At 63.6% G+C, this 15,829-nt stretch carries 14 protein-coding genes; 5 read left to right on the top strand and 9 right to left on the bottom strand.

The features are described from left to right. Positions 1 to 17: 17 nt before the first annotated feature. Genes kdpB through kdpF form a run of 3 tightly spaced genes read right to left on the bottom strand, consistent with a single transcriptional unit; the run spans position 18 to position 3,990 of the window. Positions 18 to 2,084: a potassium-transporting ATPase subunit KdpB gene (gene kdpB / locus AC1Q64_RS14900; protein WP_492251874.1), complete on the bottom strand. Its 2,067-nt coding sequence runs from the start codon at positions 2,082 to 2,084 to the stop codon at positions 18 to 20. A 20-nt stretch (positions 2,085 to 2,104) separates the two neighbouring features. Beyond that, positions 2,105 to 3,898, bottom strand: coding sequence for a potassium-transporting ATPase subunit KdpA (gene kdpA / locus AC1Q64_RS14895; protein ID WP_492251873.1), 1,794 nt, complete (start codon positions 3,896 to 3,898; stop codon positions 2,105 to 2,107). Further along, positions 3,895 to 3,990, bottom strand: a complete 96-nt coding sequence (gene kdpF, locus AC1Q64_RS14890; RefSeq protein WP_010458774.1) for a K(+)-transporting ATPase subunit F — start codon at positions 3,988 to 3,990, stop codon at positions 3,895 to 3,897. The genes kdpA and kdpF overlap by 4 nt, the downstream gene beginning before the upstream one ends. Positions 3,991 to 4,483: 493 nt before the next feature. Here kdpF and AC1Q64_RS14885 point away from each other — a divergent pair, with 493 nt between their 5' ends. Continuing rightward, positions 4,484 to 5,386 carry a DMT family transporter gene (locus AC1Q64_RS14885; protein WP_492251872.1) on the top strand — a complete coding sequence of 301 codons (903 nt, stop codon included), beginning with the start codon at positions 4,484 to 4,486 and terminating at the stop codon, positions 5,384 to 5,386. Positions 5,387 to 5,408: 22 nt separating this feature from the next. Here the strand turns inward: AC1Q64_RS14885 and AC1Q64_RS14880 are convergent, their stop codons facing one another. From AC1Q64_RS14880 to lptF, 5 genes are all read right to left on the bottom strand, one after another. Next, positions 5,409 to 6,575: a pyridoxal phosphate-dependent aminotransferase gene (locus AC1Q64_RS14880; RefSeq protein ID WP_492251871.1), complete on the bottom strand. Its 1,167-nt coding sequence runs from the start codon at positions 6,573 to 6,575 to the stop codon at positions 5,409 to 5,411. 67 nt (positions 6,576 to 6,642) lie between these two features. After that, a complete protein-coding gene (locus AC1Q64_RS14875) occupies positions 6,643 to 7,584 on the bottom strand; it encodes a CysB family HTH-type transcriptional regulator (protein ID WP_492251870.1) in 942 nt (313 codons plus the stop codon). A gap of 73 nt (positions 7,585 to 7,657) precedes the next feature. Beyond that, a complete protein-coding gene (locus AC1Q64_RS14870) occupies positions 7,658 to 8,029 on the bottom strand; it encodes a sirohydrochlorin chelatase (protein WP_492251869.1) in 372 nt (123 codons plus the stop codon). A 22-nt stretch (positions 8,030 to 8,051) separates the two neighbouring features. Then, complete coding sequence (gene lptG / locus AC1Q64_RS14865; protein WP_492251868.1) at positions 8,052 to 9,161, bottom strand: LPS export ABC transporter permease LptG; 1,110 nt, start codon at positions 9,159 to 9,161, stop codon at positions 8,052 to 8,054. Continuing rightward, on the bottom strand, positions 9,158 to 10,264 hold the full coding sequence (gene lptF / locus AC1Q64_RS14860; protein WP_492251867.1) for an LPS export ABC transporter permease LptF: 1,107 nt from the start codon (positions 10,262 to 10,264) through the stop codon (positions 9,158 to 9,160). The genes lptG and lptF overlap by 4 nt, the downstream gene beginning before the upstream one ends. A 23-nt stretch (positions 10,265 to 10,287) precedes the next feature. Here lptF and AC1Q64_RS14855 point away from each other — a divergent pair, with 23 nt between their 5' ends. The 4 genes from AC1Q64_RS14855 to AC1Q64_RS14840 all read left to right on the top strand — a co-directional run bounded on the left by AC1Q64_RS14855 (position 10,288) and on the right by AC1Q64_RS14840 (position 14,138). After that, the gene (locus AC1Q64_RS14855) at positions 10,288 to 11,844 is read left to right on the top strand and encodes a leucyl aminopeptidase (protein WP_492251866.1); all 1,557 of its coding nucleotides are present in this window, start codon (positions 10,288 to 10,290) and stop codon (positions 11,842 to 11,844) included. 7 nt (positions 11,845 to 11,851) lie between these two features. Further along, a complete protein-coding gene (locus AC1Q64_RS14850; protein ID WP_492251865.1) occupies positions 11,852 to 12,286 on the top strand; it encodes a DNA polymerase III subunit chi in 435 nt (144 codons plus the stop codon). A gap of 392 nt (positions 12,287 to 12,678) precedes the next feature. Continuing rightward, positions 12,679 to 12,879, top strand: a complete 201-nt coding sequence (locus tag AC1Q64_RS14845) for a hypothetical protein (protein WP_492251864.1) — start codon at positions 12,679 to 12,681, stop codon at positions 12,877 to 12,879. Positions 12,880 to 13,010: 131 nt separating this feature from the next. Further along, positions 13,011 to 14,138, top strand: coding sequence for a branched-chain amino acid ABC transporter substrate-binding protein (locus AC1Q64_RS14840; protein ID WP_492251863.1), 1,128 nt, complete (start codon positions 13,011 to 13,013; stop codon positions 14,136 to 14,138). A 125-nt stretch (positions 14,139 to 14,263) separates the two neighbouring features. On the opposite strand, the gene AC1Q64_RS14835 is transcribed toward AC1Q64_RS14840, so the two are convergent. Then, a complete protein-coding gene (locus AC1Q64_RS14835; protein ID WP_056746014.1) occupies positions 14,264 to 15,271 on the bottom strand; it encodes a D-2-hydroxyacid dehydrogenase family protein in 1,008 nt (335 codons plus the stop codon). Positions 15,272 to 15,829: the final 558 nt, after the last annotated feature.

Below are 15,829 nucleotides of genomic sequence, written 5' to 3'. Positions count from 1 at the left end.
TTTGGATGGGACAGGGCTCAAGTCAATCCGGCGGCGGCCAGCACCATGTCAATCAGCTTGATGCCAATGAATGGCACCACCATGCCCCCCAGCCCATAAATGGCCAGGTTGCGGCGCAGCAGCGCGGCGGCACCCACGGCGCGGTAGGCCACGCCCTTCAAGGCCAGCGGGATCAAAAAGATGATGATCAGCGCGTTGAACACCACGGCCGACAGGATGGCCGACGAGGGGCTGGCCAGGTGCATGAAGTTCAGCGCCGACAGCTGCGGGTAGGTGGTGACAAACGCCGCCGGGATGATGGCGAAGTACTTGGCGATGTCGTTGGCGATGCTGAAGGTGGTGAGCGAGCCGCGCGTCATCAGCATCTGCTTGCCGGTCTCCACGATCTCGATGAGCTTGGTGGGGTTGCTGTCCAAGTCCACCATGTTGCCCGCCTCCTTGGCGGCCTGGGTGCCGGTGTTCATGGCCACGGCCACGTCGGCCTGGGCCAGGGCGGGGGCATCGTTGGTGCCGTCGCCCGTCATGGCCACCAATTGGCCTTTGGCCTGGTACTCCCGAATCAGCGCCAACTTGGCCTCGGGCGTGGCCTCGGCCAGAAAGTCGTCCACACCCGCCTCGGCTGCAATCGCGGCGGCCGTCAGGCGGTTGTCGCCCGTCACCATCACGGTCTTGATGCCCATGCGGCGCAGCTCGGCAAAGCGCTCCTTGATGCCGCCCTTGACCACGTCTTTGAGCTCCACCACGCCCAGCACATGGGCACCATCGGCCACCACCAGAGGGGTGCTGCCACGGCGCGATACATCGTCCACTGCGGTCTGCACCGCGGTGGGAAAGCGACCGCCCAGTGCCTCCACATGTTTGCGGATGGCATCGGCTGCGCCCTTGCGCAGCAGGCGCGGGCCGGGCAAGTCCACCCCACTCATGCGCGTTTGTGCAGTGAAGGGCACAAACTGGGCATTCAGGCTGGAGAGGTCGCGCTCACGCAGGTTGAACTTCTGCTTGGCCAGCACCACGATGCTGCGGCCTTCGGGGGTTTCGTCGGCCAGCGAGGCGAGCTGCGCCGCGTCGGCCAGGGCCGCATCGGTCACGCCGGGGGCAGACACGAACTGGCTGGCCTGCCGGTTGCCCAGGGTGATCGTGCCGGTCTTGTCCAGCAGCAGCACGTCCACATCGCCTGCAGCCTCTACGGCGCGGCCTGAGGTGGCGATCACATTGGCCTGCATCATGCGGCTCATGCCCGCCACGCCAATGGCGCTGAGCAAGCCTGCGATGGTCGTGGGGATCAGGCACACCAGCAGCGCCACTAACACCACCAGGCTCACGGGTTCGCCCGCGCCGCTGGCCTGCACGCTGAACATCGAGAAGGGCAGCAGCGTGACCACCACGCCCAGGAACACGATGGTGAGTGCCACTAGCAAAATGGTCAGCGCGATCTCATTGGGCGTCTTGTGGCGCTTGGCGTTCTCGACCATGGCGATCATGCGGTCCACAAAGGTCTCGCCGGGGTTCACGGCCACCCGCACCACGATCCAGTCGGACAGCACGCGGGTGCCGCCCGTCACGGCCGAGAAGTCGCCGCCTGATTCGCGGATCACCGGGGCGGATTCGCCGGTGATGGCGCTTTCGTCCACCGAGGCCACGCCGTCAATCACCTCGCCGTCGGCAGGAATGGTGTCGCCTGCTTCGATGAGCACTACATCGCCCTTGCGCAGGTTGCCAGCTTCTAGTGGCAGCCAGGTCATGGCGGTGCGTGGCGTGTTGCGGTCAAACTGGCCGTCCAGCTTTTTCGCCCAGGTCTGCTTCTTCAGGCCGCGCAGCGAGGCTGCCTGGGCCTTGCTGCGGCCTTCGGCCATGGCTTCGGCAAAGTTGGCGAACAGCACCGTGAACCACAGCCACAGCGCCACGGCTGCGGTAAAGCCCTCGGGCTTGCTGGCGGCCAGTGCGGTGGTGAAGGCGCTGCCTACGTACACCACAAACATCACCGGATTGCGCCATTGCACGCGCGGGTCCAGCTTCTTGAAAGCCTCCAGCAGCGCGGGGCGCACCAGGGCAGGGTCGAACAGGGTCAATGTTTTGCGAGTCATCACAATCTCCGTGCCATTTATCAACGGGGTGTGAGCACGAGATGCTCTACCACCGGGCCCAGCGCGAGGGCGGGCACATAGTTCAGCAAGCCCACCAGCAGCACCAAACCCGCCAGCAGCGCCACAAACAGCGGGCCGTGCGTGGGCAAGGTGCCATCGGTGGCGGTGGCGCGCTTCTTGGCGGCGAGGGACCCGGCCATGGCCAGCACGGGCACGATCACGCCAAAGCGCCCCAGCCACATGGCCACTGCGAGCAGCGTGTTGTAGAAGGGGGTGTTGGCAGACAGGCCTGCAAAGGCGCTGCCGTTGTTGTTGGCGGCAGAAGACAGCGCATACAGCACCTCGCTGAAGCCGTGTGCGCCTGGGTTGGCCAGGCCAGCGCGGCCCGCCTCGCTCATCACCGCCACGGCGGTGCCCAGCAGCACCAGCAGCGGGGTGACGAGGATGGCGATGGAGACGAGTTTCATCTCGTGCGTCTCGATCTTCTTGCCCAGGTACTCGGGCGTGCGGCCAATCATCAGCCCGGCAATGAACACGGCCATGATGGCGAACACCAGCATGCCGTACAGGCCTGAGCCCACGCCGCCGAACACCACCTCACCCATCTGCATCAGCACCATCGGCACCATGCCGCCCAGAGGGGTAAAGCTGTCGTGCATGGCAATTACCGCACCGCAGCTGGCCGCCGTTGTGATGACCGCGAACAGGGCCGAGGTGGCGATGCCGAAGCGCGTTTCCTTGCCTTCCATATTGCCGCCCGCCTGCAGGGCGCTGGCAGCCTGGTCCACGCCCAGTGAGGCCAGCAGCGGGTTGCCCTGCTGCTCGAAGGCCGTAGCCGCCACCACGGCCACTACAAAGAGCAGGCTCATCGTGGCCAGAATCGTCCAGCCCTGGCGCTCATCGCCCACCATGCGGCCAAACACCAGGCACAGCGCCGTGGGGATCAGAAAGATCGCCAGCATCTGCAGCAGGTTGCTGGCCGCCGTGGGGTTCTCGAACGGGTGGGCCGAGTTGGCGTTGAAGAAGCCGCCGCCGTTGGTGCCCAGCATCTTGATGGCCAGCTGCGAGGCCACGGGGCCCATGGCCAGTGTCTGCGTGGCTTGCGTGGCCGGTTCCGTCACAGGGGCACCCTGGGCGTCCAGCACCGGCTGGCCTGCGCTATCGAGCTTGGGGGCGTCGTAGTGCACAGGCTCCAGCGTCTGCACTTCGGTGTAAGGCGACAGGTTCTGGATCACGCCCTGGCCTGCAAACACCACGGCCAGCACCAGCGACAGGGGCAGCAGCACCCAGAGGGTGGCGCGTGTCAGGTCGGCCCAGACGTTGCCGATGCTCTGCGCAGAATGCCTTGAAAAGCCACGCACCAGCGCCACCACGACGACAAGACCGGTGGCGGCAGACAGGAAGTTCTGCACCGTCAGCGCCAGCATCTGAGTGAGGTAGCTCATGGTGCTCTCGCCGCCATAGCCTTGCCAGTTGGTGTTGGTGACAAAGCTGATGGCCGTGTTGAAGGCCGAGTCGGGCGACACGGCAGCCATGCCCTGCGGATTGAGCGGCAACACGGCTTGCCAGCGTTGCAGTGCATACACGGCCAGCACGCCCAGGCCGTTGAACACCAGCAGGCCCAACGCGTAGCGCAACCAGCCAGTCTCTTCATCGGGGCGCACGCCAGCCAGCTTGAACAGCGGCCCTTCCAGCCGCCGCCCCAGCGCAAAGCGGCCCGCCATGACGGCATCAATCCAACGCGCCAGCGGCCAGGCCAGCGCCAGCAGCAGTGCCATGAACACTGCCAATTGCAGCCATGCACCGGTGCTCATGAAAAGTCCTCCGGCCGCAGCAACACGGCGACCAGGTACACCAAAAGCGCAGCAGCCAGCACGGCCGCCAGAATCATCCAGCCGCTGGTCATGACCGCCCCCCTTGTGCTTGCTGTTGCAGCAGCGCGCAACCCTGGGCAAGCCCGTAGACAGCCAGCCAGAGCAGGCCCGCCGTCGCTAAAAATATCCAGTCCATAGCGTCCTCCTTGAGACATGGACCGATGCTAGGAATGGCCGCATCAAGATGGGCGCAAGAGTGCAGGGTGGGGTATCAAGATCGCATCAAGATGCGTGGGTGCTAGGCCGGGCTGACAGAAAGATGTGTGGCAATTTGCTATTGAATTTATAGCCCCATGCGCATGATGTTCAGGCGCTACAGGCCATTTCTATTCAAAGTGTTGCCTTGAAGCGCGGGCTTGCTGGTTTTCGAAATGGTTTCGAACGTCTGCACGCTCGTCGGGGTGTGGCGCGCCTCGCGGCCTAGCTGTTCTCACAGCGGGTCACCGGAGGATGCGCACATCCGCCTGAAGCAAAGGCGCTTGCAAGCTGCGATCATCCCCACCCTGCATCACGCTTCTTTCCTCCATGACCCAGTCCACTCCGCTCCGTCCCAGCGCTTTCAGTCCGATCGATTCGCTGGTCCCTCTGCTGTTTGTGGCGCTCTGGAGCACGGGCTTTATCGGCGCCAAGCTGGGGCTGCCGTATGTGGAGCCACTGACCTTTCTGGCGCTGCGGTTTGCCATCGTTATCGTGCTCATGCTGGCCGTCGTGGCGGTAGCGCGTGCACCCTGGCCGCCGTCGGGCAAGGCCTGGCTGCACATCGGTGTGTCGGGCCTGCTGGTGCACGGCGTGTACCTGGGCGGGGTGTTCATGGCCATCGGGCACGGGCTGCCGTCGGGCATTACAGCGCTGGTGGTGGGGTTGCAGCCTCTGCTGACAGCCCTGGTGGCCGGGGCTTTGCTGGGCGAGAAGGTACGGCCTGCCCAGTGGGCGGGCCTGGCGCTGGGCTTTACCGGCGTGGCGCTGGTGGTGGCTGGCAAGGTGGCCACCGTGCCAGCCAATGCACTGATGGGCATGCTGCTGCCCGCTGTGGTCGCGCTGCTGGGCATCACGGCCGGCACGCTGTACCAGAAACGGTTTTGCCCCTCGTTCGACTTGCGCACGGGCTCGGTGATTCAGTACCTCCCCTGTGCCGTGGCAATGGCCGCCGTCGCCTACGCCACCGAATCCATGGCCATATCGTGGACCGGCGAGTTTGTGTTTGCGCTGGGCTGGCTGGTGCTGGTGCTCTCCCTGGGGGCCGTGAGCCTCTTGAACCTGCTCATCCGCAGCGGCGGCGCAGTGAACGTGGCCAGCCTGTTCTACCTGACCCCACCTACCACGGCGCTGATCGCCTGGGCGATGTTTGGTGAAACGCTCAGCGGCTGGGCGCTGGCCGGGATGGCGCTGGCGGCTGCGGGTGTGTGGCTGGCGCGGCAGACGAAGTAAGAGCCCTGGAGGGCCCTGCAGATCAGAGCTTGCGCAGTCTTTCCAGCGCAGCGCGCAGCGTCTCGTCCTTCTTGGCAAAGCAGAACCGGACCACACGCTGGTCGAACCCATCGCCATAAAACGCTGACAGCGGAATCGCCGCCACGCCCACCTCGCGGGTGAGCCACTGGCAGAAATCGGCCTCGTTCAAATCGCTGATGGCCGAAATATCCACGCACTGGAAGTAGCTGCCAGTGCTGGGCAGCAGCTTGAAGCGCGAGCCTGCCAAGCCCTCGCGGAACAGGTCGCGCTTGGCCTGGTAGAACGCGGGCAGCTGCAGGTAGGGTGTGGGGTCCTGCAGGTAGGCGGCCAGCCCGTGCTGCATGGGCGTGTTCACGGTGAACACGTTGAACTGGTGCACCTTGCGGAATTCGGCCGTCAGCGCTGCGGGGGCTGCCACGGTGCCGACCTTCCAGCCGGTGACGTGGAAGGTCTTGCCAAAGCTCGACACGATGAAGGCGCGTGCCGCCAGGCCCGCAAAGCGCGCTGCGCTCTGGTGCTCGGCGCAGTCGAACACCATGTGCTCGTACACCTCGTCGCTGATGAGCAGGATGTCGGTGGGGGCGAGCAGGTCTTCGAGCTGGCGCATCTCCTCGGCCGTCCAGATGGTGGCGCTGGGGTTGTGCGGGCTGTTGATGAGGATGGCGCGGGTGCGCGGCGTGATGGCGGCGCTGATCTTGGCGAAGTCGGGGCGGAAGGTACCCGGCGTGAGCGGCACGCGCACCGCCTTGCCTCCCGCCAACTCGATGTTGGGCACGTAGCTGTCGTAGCAGGGGTCGAGCACGATCACCTCATCACCCGGGTGCACGATGGCCAGGATGGCGGTGATGATGGCCTGCGTGGCGCCTGCCGTGATGGTGATTTCGGTGTTGGGGTTGTAGGTGCGCCCGTGCAGCGCCTCGATCTTGCGGGCCACGGCTTCGCGCAGGGCGGGCACACCGGTCATGGGCGGGTACTGGTTGTGGCCGGCTTGCATGGCGGCGGTGACGGCGTTCACCAGCGCGGGCGCGCATTCAAAGTCCGGGAAACCCTGGCCCAGGTTCACCGCCTTGTGTTCGGTGGCCAGCGCCGACATCACGGTGAAGATGGTGGTGCCGACGTTGGGCAGCTTGCTGGGGAAGGCGGGTGTGCGGGCGGTGGTGGAGGTCATGGCGCAGCAGCGTGGAAAACGAGGAAATTCTGGAAGGGTTCAGGGTGCTTCTCGGGCTGAGCGGAGGTCACAGCTCGTAGTCGTTGACATGGCCCGTCATCGCGCGGGCAATCAGCTCGCGGCTCAGGCGGTCGCTGAGCAGCTCGGCAAACTTGTAGACAAAGTTGCGCAGGTAGGCGCCGCGCTTGAAGGCCACGCGTGCCACGCTCTGGCCGAACAGGTGGCCCACGGGGCGCACGGCCAAGTCGCCCACGGGGTCGTCACGCATGGCCATCTCGGCCACGATGCCGATGCCCAGGCCCAGGCGCACATAGGTCTTGATCACGTCGGAGTCGATGGCCTCCAGCACGATGCGTGGCTGCAGCTTGCGCGCCGCAAAGGCGTGGTCGATCTTGCCCCGGCCGGTGAAGGAGGGGTGGTAGGTGATGAGCGCTTCGTGGGCCAGGTCGTCGAGGCCGATGCGCTCCTTTTGTGCCAGCGGGTGGTCGTTGGGTACAACCAGCACGTGTTGCCATTCGTAGCAGGGCAGGGTGACAAGTTCTGGGTAGTCGGCCAGCGACTCGGTGGCCATGCCGATCTCAGCCACCTCGTCGATGATCATGCGGGCCACTTCGTGGGGCGTGGCCTGGTGCAGGCTGATGTTGACCTTGGGGTAGGCCTCGCGCAGGCGCGCCACCGGCACCGGCAGCACATAGCGCGCCTGGGTGTGGGTGGTGGCGATGCTGAGGGTGCCGCTGTCCTGGGCACTGAACTGTTCGCCGATGCGCTTGAGGTTGCCCACCTCGCGCATGATGACCTCGATGCTTTTGAGCACATGCTGGCCGGGTTCGGTAATGCGCTTGAGGCGTTTTCCGTGGCGGGCAAAGATGTCCACGCCCAGTTCTTCTTCCAGCTCAATGATGGCTTTGGAGACGCCGGGTTGAGAGGTATGCAGGGCCTTGGCGGCCTCGGTCAGGTTGAGGTTGCGGCGCGCAGCCTCTTGAACGAAGCGGAATTGGTGCAGATTCATATCGAATATCGCCTAAAGGATTGCATCATTATGCTGCAATCGTCTAAGCAGAACGTTCGGCACCAGAGAATTCTCAGGCTGCTGGGCTCTCGCAGGCGATCTCTGCCATCAACGCTGTCATCCGTGGGTCCTCCCCGATAGCGGTCTGCACGTGGAACTGCACGGCGGGGTGGGCGGTGCGCAGTTCCTGCACCAGCAGGGGCAGGTCTTCCCGGGCATGTTTGCCCGTGCCCAGGAACATGGGCACCACCGTCACGGCGGTGGCCCCATCGGCCACCAATAGGTGAACGGCGTCCGGCAAGGATGGTTCGCACAGTTCCAGGTAGGCGCAGCTAACTCTGCGGCCCGGGTTCTGCGCTGCGATGCGCGTTGCTACAGCCTCCATGGGGGCGCGCCACAGGGGGTCGCGAGACCCGTGCGCAAACAGGACGATGGCTTTATTCATGGGGCGAGGCAGTTTAAAAATATCAGCGTCTGAGAACCAACCAGCCAAAGGCCGCTAGCGACAGCAAGGAATAGATTAGGCCAGGGGCCGCCGCCGTCAGCCATGGCGACCAGTTTTGCAGGTTGCCTGCATAGCCAAAGACGTTGTTCAGCAGAAAGAAGCTGATCCCTGCCATCACGCCGCCAAACACGTAGCCCGCGATGCCGCCCGAGCGGAAATGCAGGTAGGCGAAGGGCAGCGCCAGCACCACCATCACCAGGCAGCTCAAGGGGTAGAACACCTTGCGCCAGAACTCGATCTCGTACTTCTGGGCGGACTGCCCATTGGCGTTCAGGTGTCGGATGAACTGGAAGAGGTCCAGCGTGGCCATGCGGTCGGGCTTGAGCAGGGACGCGGCCACCATGTCGGCGCTGATCTTGGTCGGCCACTGCAGAGAGGGACTCTCCAGGTGCTCCACGCGGGCTTCGTTCTTGTCGCTCCGCTGTTCAAAGTGGCTGCGCTGCACCTTCTCCAGGGTCCACGATCCGTCCGAGCTGAACAGCCCTGACGCAGCCCGCGTCTGCGAAGCCAGGCGGCCCTTGTCATCGAACTCGAAAATACGCACGTCCAGCATGCCTCCATTGGGGGTGAGCGCGCGCACGTTGACGGCATACGAGTGGTCTTCCTGCCGCTCTTTGAGCCACGCGCCTGTGGCGCCAGCCGTCAGCCGTCCCAGGTAGCGCACCTTGATGAGCTGGGCAGTGCGGTCGGTCAGTGGGGCCAGGTAGTCCCCCACGGCAAAGGTCAGCAGCACAAAGACCCCGCCCAGTGTGAGCAGGGTGCGCAGTGCGCGCCAGGGTCCCATGCCGCTGGTGCGCATGATGGTGAACTCCGAGCTTTGGGCCAGGCGTGCCATGACAAAGATGGTGCCGATCAGCACAGTGATGGGCAGCAGTTCGTAGAGATGGCTGGGGATGCTGAGCACCACAAACAGCAGTGCATGCGAGAGCTGGTAGCCGTCGTCGCCCGCACGGCCGACCCAGCGCAGTTCATCCACCAGGTCAAAAAAGAAGAACAGGGCCAGAAAGCCCACGGTGACAAAGGTGACGGCGCCCAGTGCCTCGCGGTGGATCAGGCGGCGAATGGTTTTCATGCGGACTGCCCTCCGGTGCGCAGGGACTGCCACAGGCGGCCCACTGTCCATTGGTTGTGCCGTACGGCAAGCACCAGCAGCGAGGCCGCCAGCATGCCGCCGTGCAGCATCACCATGAAACTGGTCAGGCCCAGCCGGTCCGCGCCCACCCAGCTTTGGCCCAGGGTCATAAGGTTGTAGTAGACGATGAAGGCAAACAGCGCAAACACCATGCTGGTGCTGCGCGCTGCGCGTGGGTTGACGCTGGCCACTGCCAGGCCCAGCAGCACAAAGTTGAGCGCGGCCATTGCAAGGCCCAGCCGCCAGCCCAGCTCGGCGCGGTAGGCCGGGAGCGGCCGCATCACGAGGTCGTAGGTCGTACGTGTCTTCACCGCCAGTTCTTCCGCCGCACCCGGTGCTGCACTGCCGATGCGGGTGCCGTACAGGCTGAACTCGCTGATCTTGACGCCAGGCTTGTCCCGCGAGGTTTCCAGGCGCTGTCCGTCGCTGAGCAGGGCCATGCGTTCACCTCCCTGGGTCTCCAGCCGGGCGCTGCGGGCAGAGGTGACGGATTCGCGTTTGCCGTCGTTGGCAGCGATGAAGACGTTATTGGCGGCCTGCGTGTCTGGCGTGTCCTTGTCGATGAAGAACACCCGGCTGCCGTTGGACGATTCCTGGAACTCGCCCGGTGCAATGCGGTCGATGTCGCTGCGCTGCTCGTAGCGGGTCTTGAGTTCCTGGATCTGGGAGTTGGCCCAGGGCCACACCAGCAGCGACAGCACCGCAATCACCACCATCACCGGCCAGGCAAAGCGTAGCAGCGGCCGTACCAAACTGATCAGGCCGCGCCCGCTGGCGAACCAGATCACCATTTCGCTGTCGCGGTACATGCGCGACAGCGTGCCGACCACCGCAATGAACAGACTGAGGCTCAGGATGGTCGGCAACTGCCCCAATACGGTGAAGCCCATAACAAGCATCACGTCGGACGGGTTGACGCTGCCCTTGGACGCCTGGCCCAGCGTGCGGATGAGCATCATGGTCATGACCACGGTCACCAGCACCACAAGGGTCGCGCCGAAGCTGCGCGCCAGCTCCTTGCGGATGGATGAATCGAATAACATTGGCTGGAAGGAAAACACCAATTATGAACTTTGATCTCAAGACCCTTGAACTTGCTGCGGCAGCCTCGGAGAAATGCGACCTGCTGATCGTCCTGCTTCCGGAGGGCTTCAAGCCCGGCAAGGATGCGCTGTCCGCCCTGGCGGCCTTGGCGCTCAAGAATGGAGATCTGACCACTAAGGCGGGCAAACACCTTCAGCTGTACCAGGTGCCTGCCGTTGCAGCCCGCCGTGTGGTGCTGGTGGGAGTTGGTGATGGGTCGGCGCGCGCAACGCGGCAGGCGCTGCAGGCACTGGGTGGTGCCATCAAGGCGCCGCAGACCAAGCGGGTGGTGCTGTGTTTTGCTGGCACGGCCCTGGCAGCAGCCGTCAGCGCTGCCGTTCAGGCGGTGGCAGATGTGAGCTATGTCTACACCACCACCAAGACCAAGGTGGAGGCGCGCAGCCTGAGCCGCTGTGTGGTGGGTGTGCCGGATGCTGCCAGTGCGCGTGAGGGGTTTGACAGCGGAGTCGCGCTGGTAGCTGGTGTGGAGTTTGCGCGGGAGTGGGGCAATCGCCCAGCCAACCACGCCACCCCCAGCTTGCTGGCCGATGCGGCCAAAGCCCTGGCCAAGCTGCCACGCATCCAGTGCAAGGTCCATGGCCCGGCAGAGGTGGCGCGTCTCGGTATGGGGGCATTCATGGCGGTGGCAAAGGGCTCTGAAGAGCCGTTGCGTTTTATCGAGCTGCGTTACAACGGCGCTACCAAGAACCAGGCGCCTATTGTGTTGGTCGGCAAGGGCATCACCTTTGACACCGGCGGCATCTCGATCAAGCCTGCGCCCGAGATGGACGAGATGAAGTTTGACATGTGCGGGGCCGCCAGCGTGCTGGGGACCTTCCGCGCGCTTGGCGAACTGCAGCCCGCCGTCAATGTGGTGGGTTTGATCCCCGCATGCGAAAACATGCCGGACGGGCGCGCCGTCAAGCCGGGCGACGTGGTCACCAGCATGAGCGGTCAGACCATCGAGATTTTGAACACCGATGCAGAGGGTCGTTTGGTGTTGTGCGATGCATTGACCTACGCCGCGCGGTTCAAGCCCGCCGCCGTGGTGGATATTGCTACGCTGACCGGCGCCTGCGTGATTGCTTTGGGGGGCGTGCGCAGCGGGCTGTTTGCCAATAACGACGGGCTGGCGGCGTCCTTGCTGGCGGCTGGTGAGGCCGCACAAGACCTCTGCTGGCGCATGCCGCTGGATGATGACTATGCAGACGGCTTGAAGAGCAACTTTGCCGATATGGGTAATGTGGCGGGCCGCGCAGGCGGCTCCATCACTGCGGCCAAGTTCTTGCAAAAGTTTGTTGGTGACATGCCCTGGGCTCACCTGGACATTGCGGGCACTGCGTGGAAGGGTGGCGCGGCCAAGGGATCCACAGGGCGCCCGGTCGGTCTGCTGGTGCACTATGTGCTGGAACAGTCCAAGTCCGAGGCCCGCCAGGCCAAGGCATCCAAGTCCGCGTTGCGCCCCGTGACCAAGACGGCCGCTGCAGGGGCTGCTGGCAAGCCCGCAGCCAAACGGTCCCCCAGCCCCAAGGCTGCGTGACTTTGCCATGACCGAGGTGGCTTTTCACTTCAACGCGCCCGACAAGCTGGCCTATGCCTGCCGTTTTGCGCGCAAGGTGCAGCGCAGCGGGGCTCGTTTGGTCATTGCCGCGCCTGCGGATGCGCTTCAGGCGCTGGACCGCATGCTCTGGTTGTTGGCCCCCCAGGACTTTGTGGCCCATTGCCATGCCGACTCGGACGAGGAGCTGGTTCAGGCCTCTCCGGTGCTGCTGGCGCAGGATGCACGCCTGGCACCGCATCACGAAGTGCTGTTGAACCTCAATGTGGAGGTCCCGGAAGGTTTTGGCCAGTTTGACCGTATGGTCGAAGTGGTGAGCGCACAGGACGAAACCGACCGCGCCCAGGCGCGTGCGCGCTGGCGCCATTACGCGTCCCGGGGTTACGCCATTACCCGCCATGATCTGGTGTTGAAAGCGGGCTGATGGCGCTCCCACCCAAGACCCCTCCGCGTTTTGTACCCACGCTCACCGAAGTGGTGCAGGTACCCGATGTCGCGCCCCTCGCGCCTGGTACTTCGAATCCGGCTGCCCGCACCACGGTTTTGTCGTCGTCGCAGTCTGCAACCCTGGCGAAGGCAGCAGCGCCCGCTGTGCGGCCAGGTGCGGCGGCGCAGGTCACCGCGCCTGCTACACCTGCGCGTCCTGTGGCGCCTCTTCTGGCTGCACCACTGCCAGTGGTTTCTCCTCAGGTATCGCGCGCTCTGGCTTCACCTGTCCCGCAGCTTCCGGCAATCCCCGCTGCAACCTCTACAAGACCGACACAGGCGGCTGTACCAGTTGCTGCCCGTGCCCTGCCCGATGGGATGGAGGAGTACATGGTGCACCGCGTCATGCAGCGCGTGGATGTAGTGCTGGACCAGCGCTTGCGTGAGGCAATCGCCACAGTGGTGCAGGAGCAGACACGCTCAGTGCTCCCACGTCTGCGCGAAGAGATCGAATCGGTGGTGCGGCATGCTGTGTACGAGGCGGTAGCGGACGAGCTGGCCAGTGGTGCTTCACCTGCACCAAAGGGATGACAGGGTATTCCCCTGTGGTTTCTCTCGCGTTTAATCGTGTTCCCTAATGATCTGGCCCGTAAATTGCGATATGTTCGCCTGCGTTGAGACACAAGAAGATTCTCAGCGTTTATCTTTACTGGAGATTTGATATGCAATTGAAGTTGAAACTGACCGTGGTTGCTGCTATCGCGGCTGTTGCTGGTATGGCCTCTGCACAAGAGCAGGTGGTCAAGATCGGCCACGTGGCTCCGGTTTCCGGCGCCCAAGCCCACTACGGCAAGGACAACGAAAATGGCGCCCGCATGGCCATTGAAGAGCTGAACGCTCAAGGCGTCACCATCGGCGGCAAGAAGATCAAGTTCGAGCTGCAGGCTGAAGATGACGCTGCCGATCCAAAGCAGGGCACTGCTGCCGCACAAAAGCTGTGCGACTCCAAGGTCGCTGGCGTTGTCGGCCACCTCAACTCCGGTACCACGATCCCCGCATCCAAGGTGTACAACGATTGCGGCATCCCCATGGTGACGGGCGCTGCGACCAACCCCAACCTGACCAAGCCCGGCTACAAGACCACGTTCCGTATCATCGCCAACGACAACGCCCTGGGCGCTGGTCTGGCGTTCTACGCTGTGGACACCCTGAAGCTCAAGACCGTCGCTATCATCGATGACCGTACCGCTTACGGCCAAGGTGTTGCCGACGTGTTCAAGAAGACCGCTACGGCCAAGGGCATGAAGGTGGTGGACGAGCAGTTCACGACCGACAAGGCCACGGACTTCATGGCTATCCTGACCGCCATCAAGGCCAAGAATCCTGATGCCGTGTTCTACGGCGGTATGGATCCTCAGGCTGGCCCCATGCTGCGTCAGATGGAACAACTGGGTATGGCTAACGTCAAGTACTTCGGTGGTGACGGCGTCTGCACGTCTGAAATCGCCAAGCTGGCTGCTGGTGCCAAGACCCTGGCTAACGTGATCTGTGCGGAAGGCGGCTCCTCGCTGGCCAAGATGCCCGGCGGTACGGCCTGGAAGGCCAAGTACGACGCCAAGTACCCTAACCAGTTCCAGGTTTACAGCCCCTACACCTACGACGCCACTTTCCTGCTGGTGGATGCTATGAAGCGCGCCAACTCCGTGGACCCCAAGGTGTACGTGAACGAACTCGCCAAGGCCAACTTCAAGGGCGTGACCTCCACCATCGCCTTCGAACCCAACGGCGAAATGAAGAACCCAGCAATCACGCTGTACGTCTACAAGGACGGCAAGAAGACACCTCTGTAATTGGAGTGTGGCTTCCCGCTGGAGGGCATTTCAGTGCCTTGCAGCCATCAAAAAAGGCTTCCCTCGGGAAGCCTTTTTGTTGTGCAGTACAGCCAAAGTGGTCAACGCTGCAACGGTCTGAGCAGCTAGCGCCGGACCTGCAGGGAACCTGGGTTCACGATGTTGGTGGGCGTGCCTTTGATGAAATTCACCACATTGTCGAAGGCCGCACCAAAGTAGAGCTCGTAGCTGTCCTGCTCCACGTATCCAATGTGTGGCGTGCAGATGCAGTTTTCCAGACGGAGCAGGGCGTGGCCTTGCAGGATGGGTTCGCTCTCGAATACGTCCACTGCCGCCAAGCCAGGGCGGCCGCGATTGAGGGCTGCGATCAGCGCGTCGGGCTCAATCAGTTCTGCACGTGATGTATTGACCAGCAGCGAGGTGGGCTTCATGCACGAGAGGTCTTCAAGCGAGATGATGCCGCGCGTTTCGTCGTTCAGGCGCAGGTGCAACGAGATCACGTCGCACTGCGAAAAAAACTCTTCGCGCGTGGCGGCGGCCTGGTATCCATCCGTCAGCGCTTGCGCGCGCGAGGCTTCACGCCCCCATACGCGCACGTTCATGCCAAACGCCCGTCCATAGCCTGCCACCAGTTGTCCGATGCGACCATAACCCCAGATACCCAGTGTTTTACCCCGCAGTACGCTGCCGACTCCGAAGTTGGGGGGCATGGATGCGGTCTTGAGACCGGACTGCTGCCAAGCGCCATGCTTGAGGTTGGAGATGTACTGGGGCAGGCGGCGCATGGAGGCCATCACCAGGGCCCAGGTCAGCTCGGCGGGAGCCACAGGGGAGCCGACCCCTTCTGCCACGGCGATCCCCCGCTCAGTACATGCCGCTACATCAATATGGCTCCCAATCTTGCCAGTTTGGGCGATGAGCTTGAGCCGCGGGAGTTTTTCAACCAGTTGGCGTGTGATCTGGGTCCGTTCGCGGATCAGCACAATGATGTCGGCGTCTTTGAGTCGCACCGAAAGCTGCCCCAGCCCTTTGACCGTGTTGGTGTACACCTTGGCGGTGTATGCGTCGAGCCGAGAGGCGCAATGCAGCTTGCGCACTGCATCCTGGTAATCGTCGAGGATCACAATATTCATGCCGACATTGTGCCTTGGCGAGCGCTGGGGAATGCCACAGGGGCCGTGCTGGGCATACCAAAGCCTGAGGTTTTTTGGTGACTGAGTGCTGCATGGGCCCCGTGGACGTACTTCTTGCACTGCGCGTGCACGGAAGTCCGGACTCAGAGAGTGCCATGCACCACGACTGCTGCAGCTCGGTGCTGATTTTTGGACCTGCCGGTGCCCCGGTGTTAGACGTTTGCGGATCGAGCACTGCCTGACAGTGCCGCAGTCTTGGTGCGCGGGGCGTAGAAGAGGGCTTGGCGCTCGTGCCGCCTGCTGCGCTCTGAGAATCAGGCCCGGAGCGCCTCGGATGCTGCCAGGCGGTCCAGCTCTGCGCACACATCGGCCATGCGGCCGGCAATTACCAAGCGGCAGGTGCCTGTGTCAGAGGCCCGGCGCAGCACCCTGGTGGATTGCGTTGGGCAGTTGTCTGCACCCACTGACGCCAAAAAGGCCTGTCGTTTGCTGCCGGCCATGTGTGTTGGCAGGAAGGAGCGGTGGGGGGCAGAGGGTCTGGTCGGGCTTTCCGGCGTT

Source organism: Acidovorax sp. GW835-FHT14G06 (assembly GCF_058793595.1).
The sequence above is the reverse complement of the archived record's forward strand: the minus strand, read 5'-3'. Positions and strand labels throughout refer to the sequence as shown.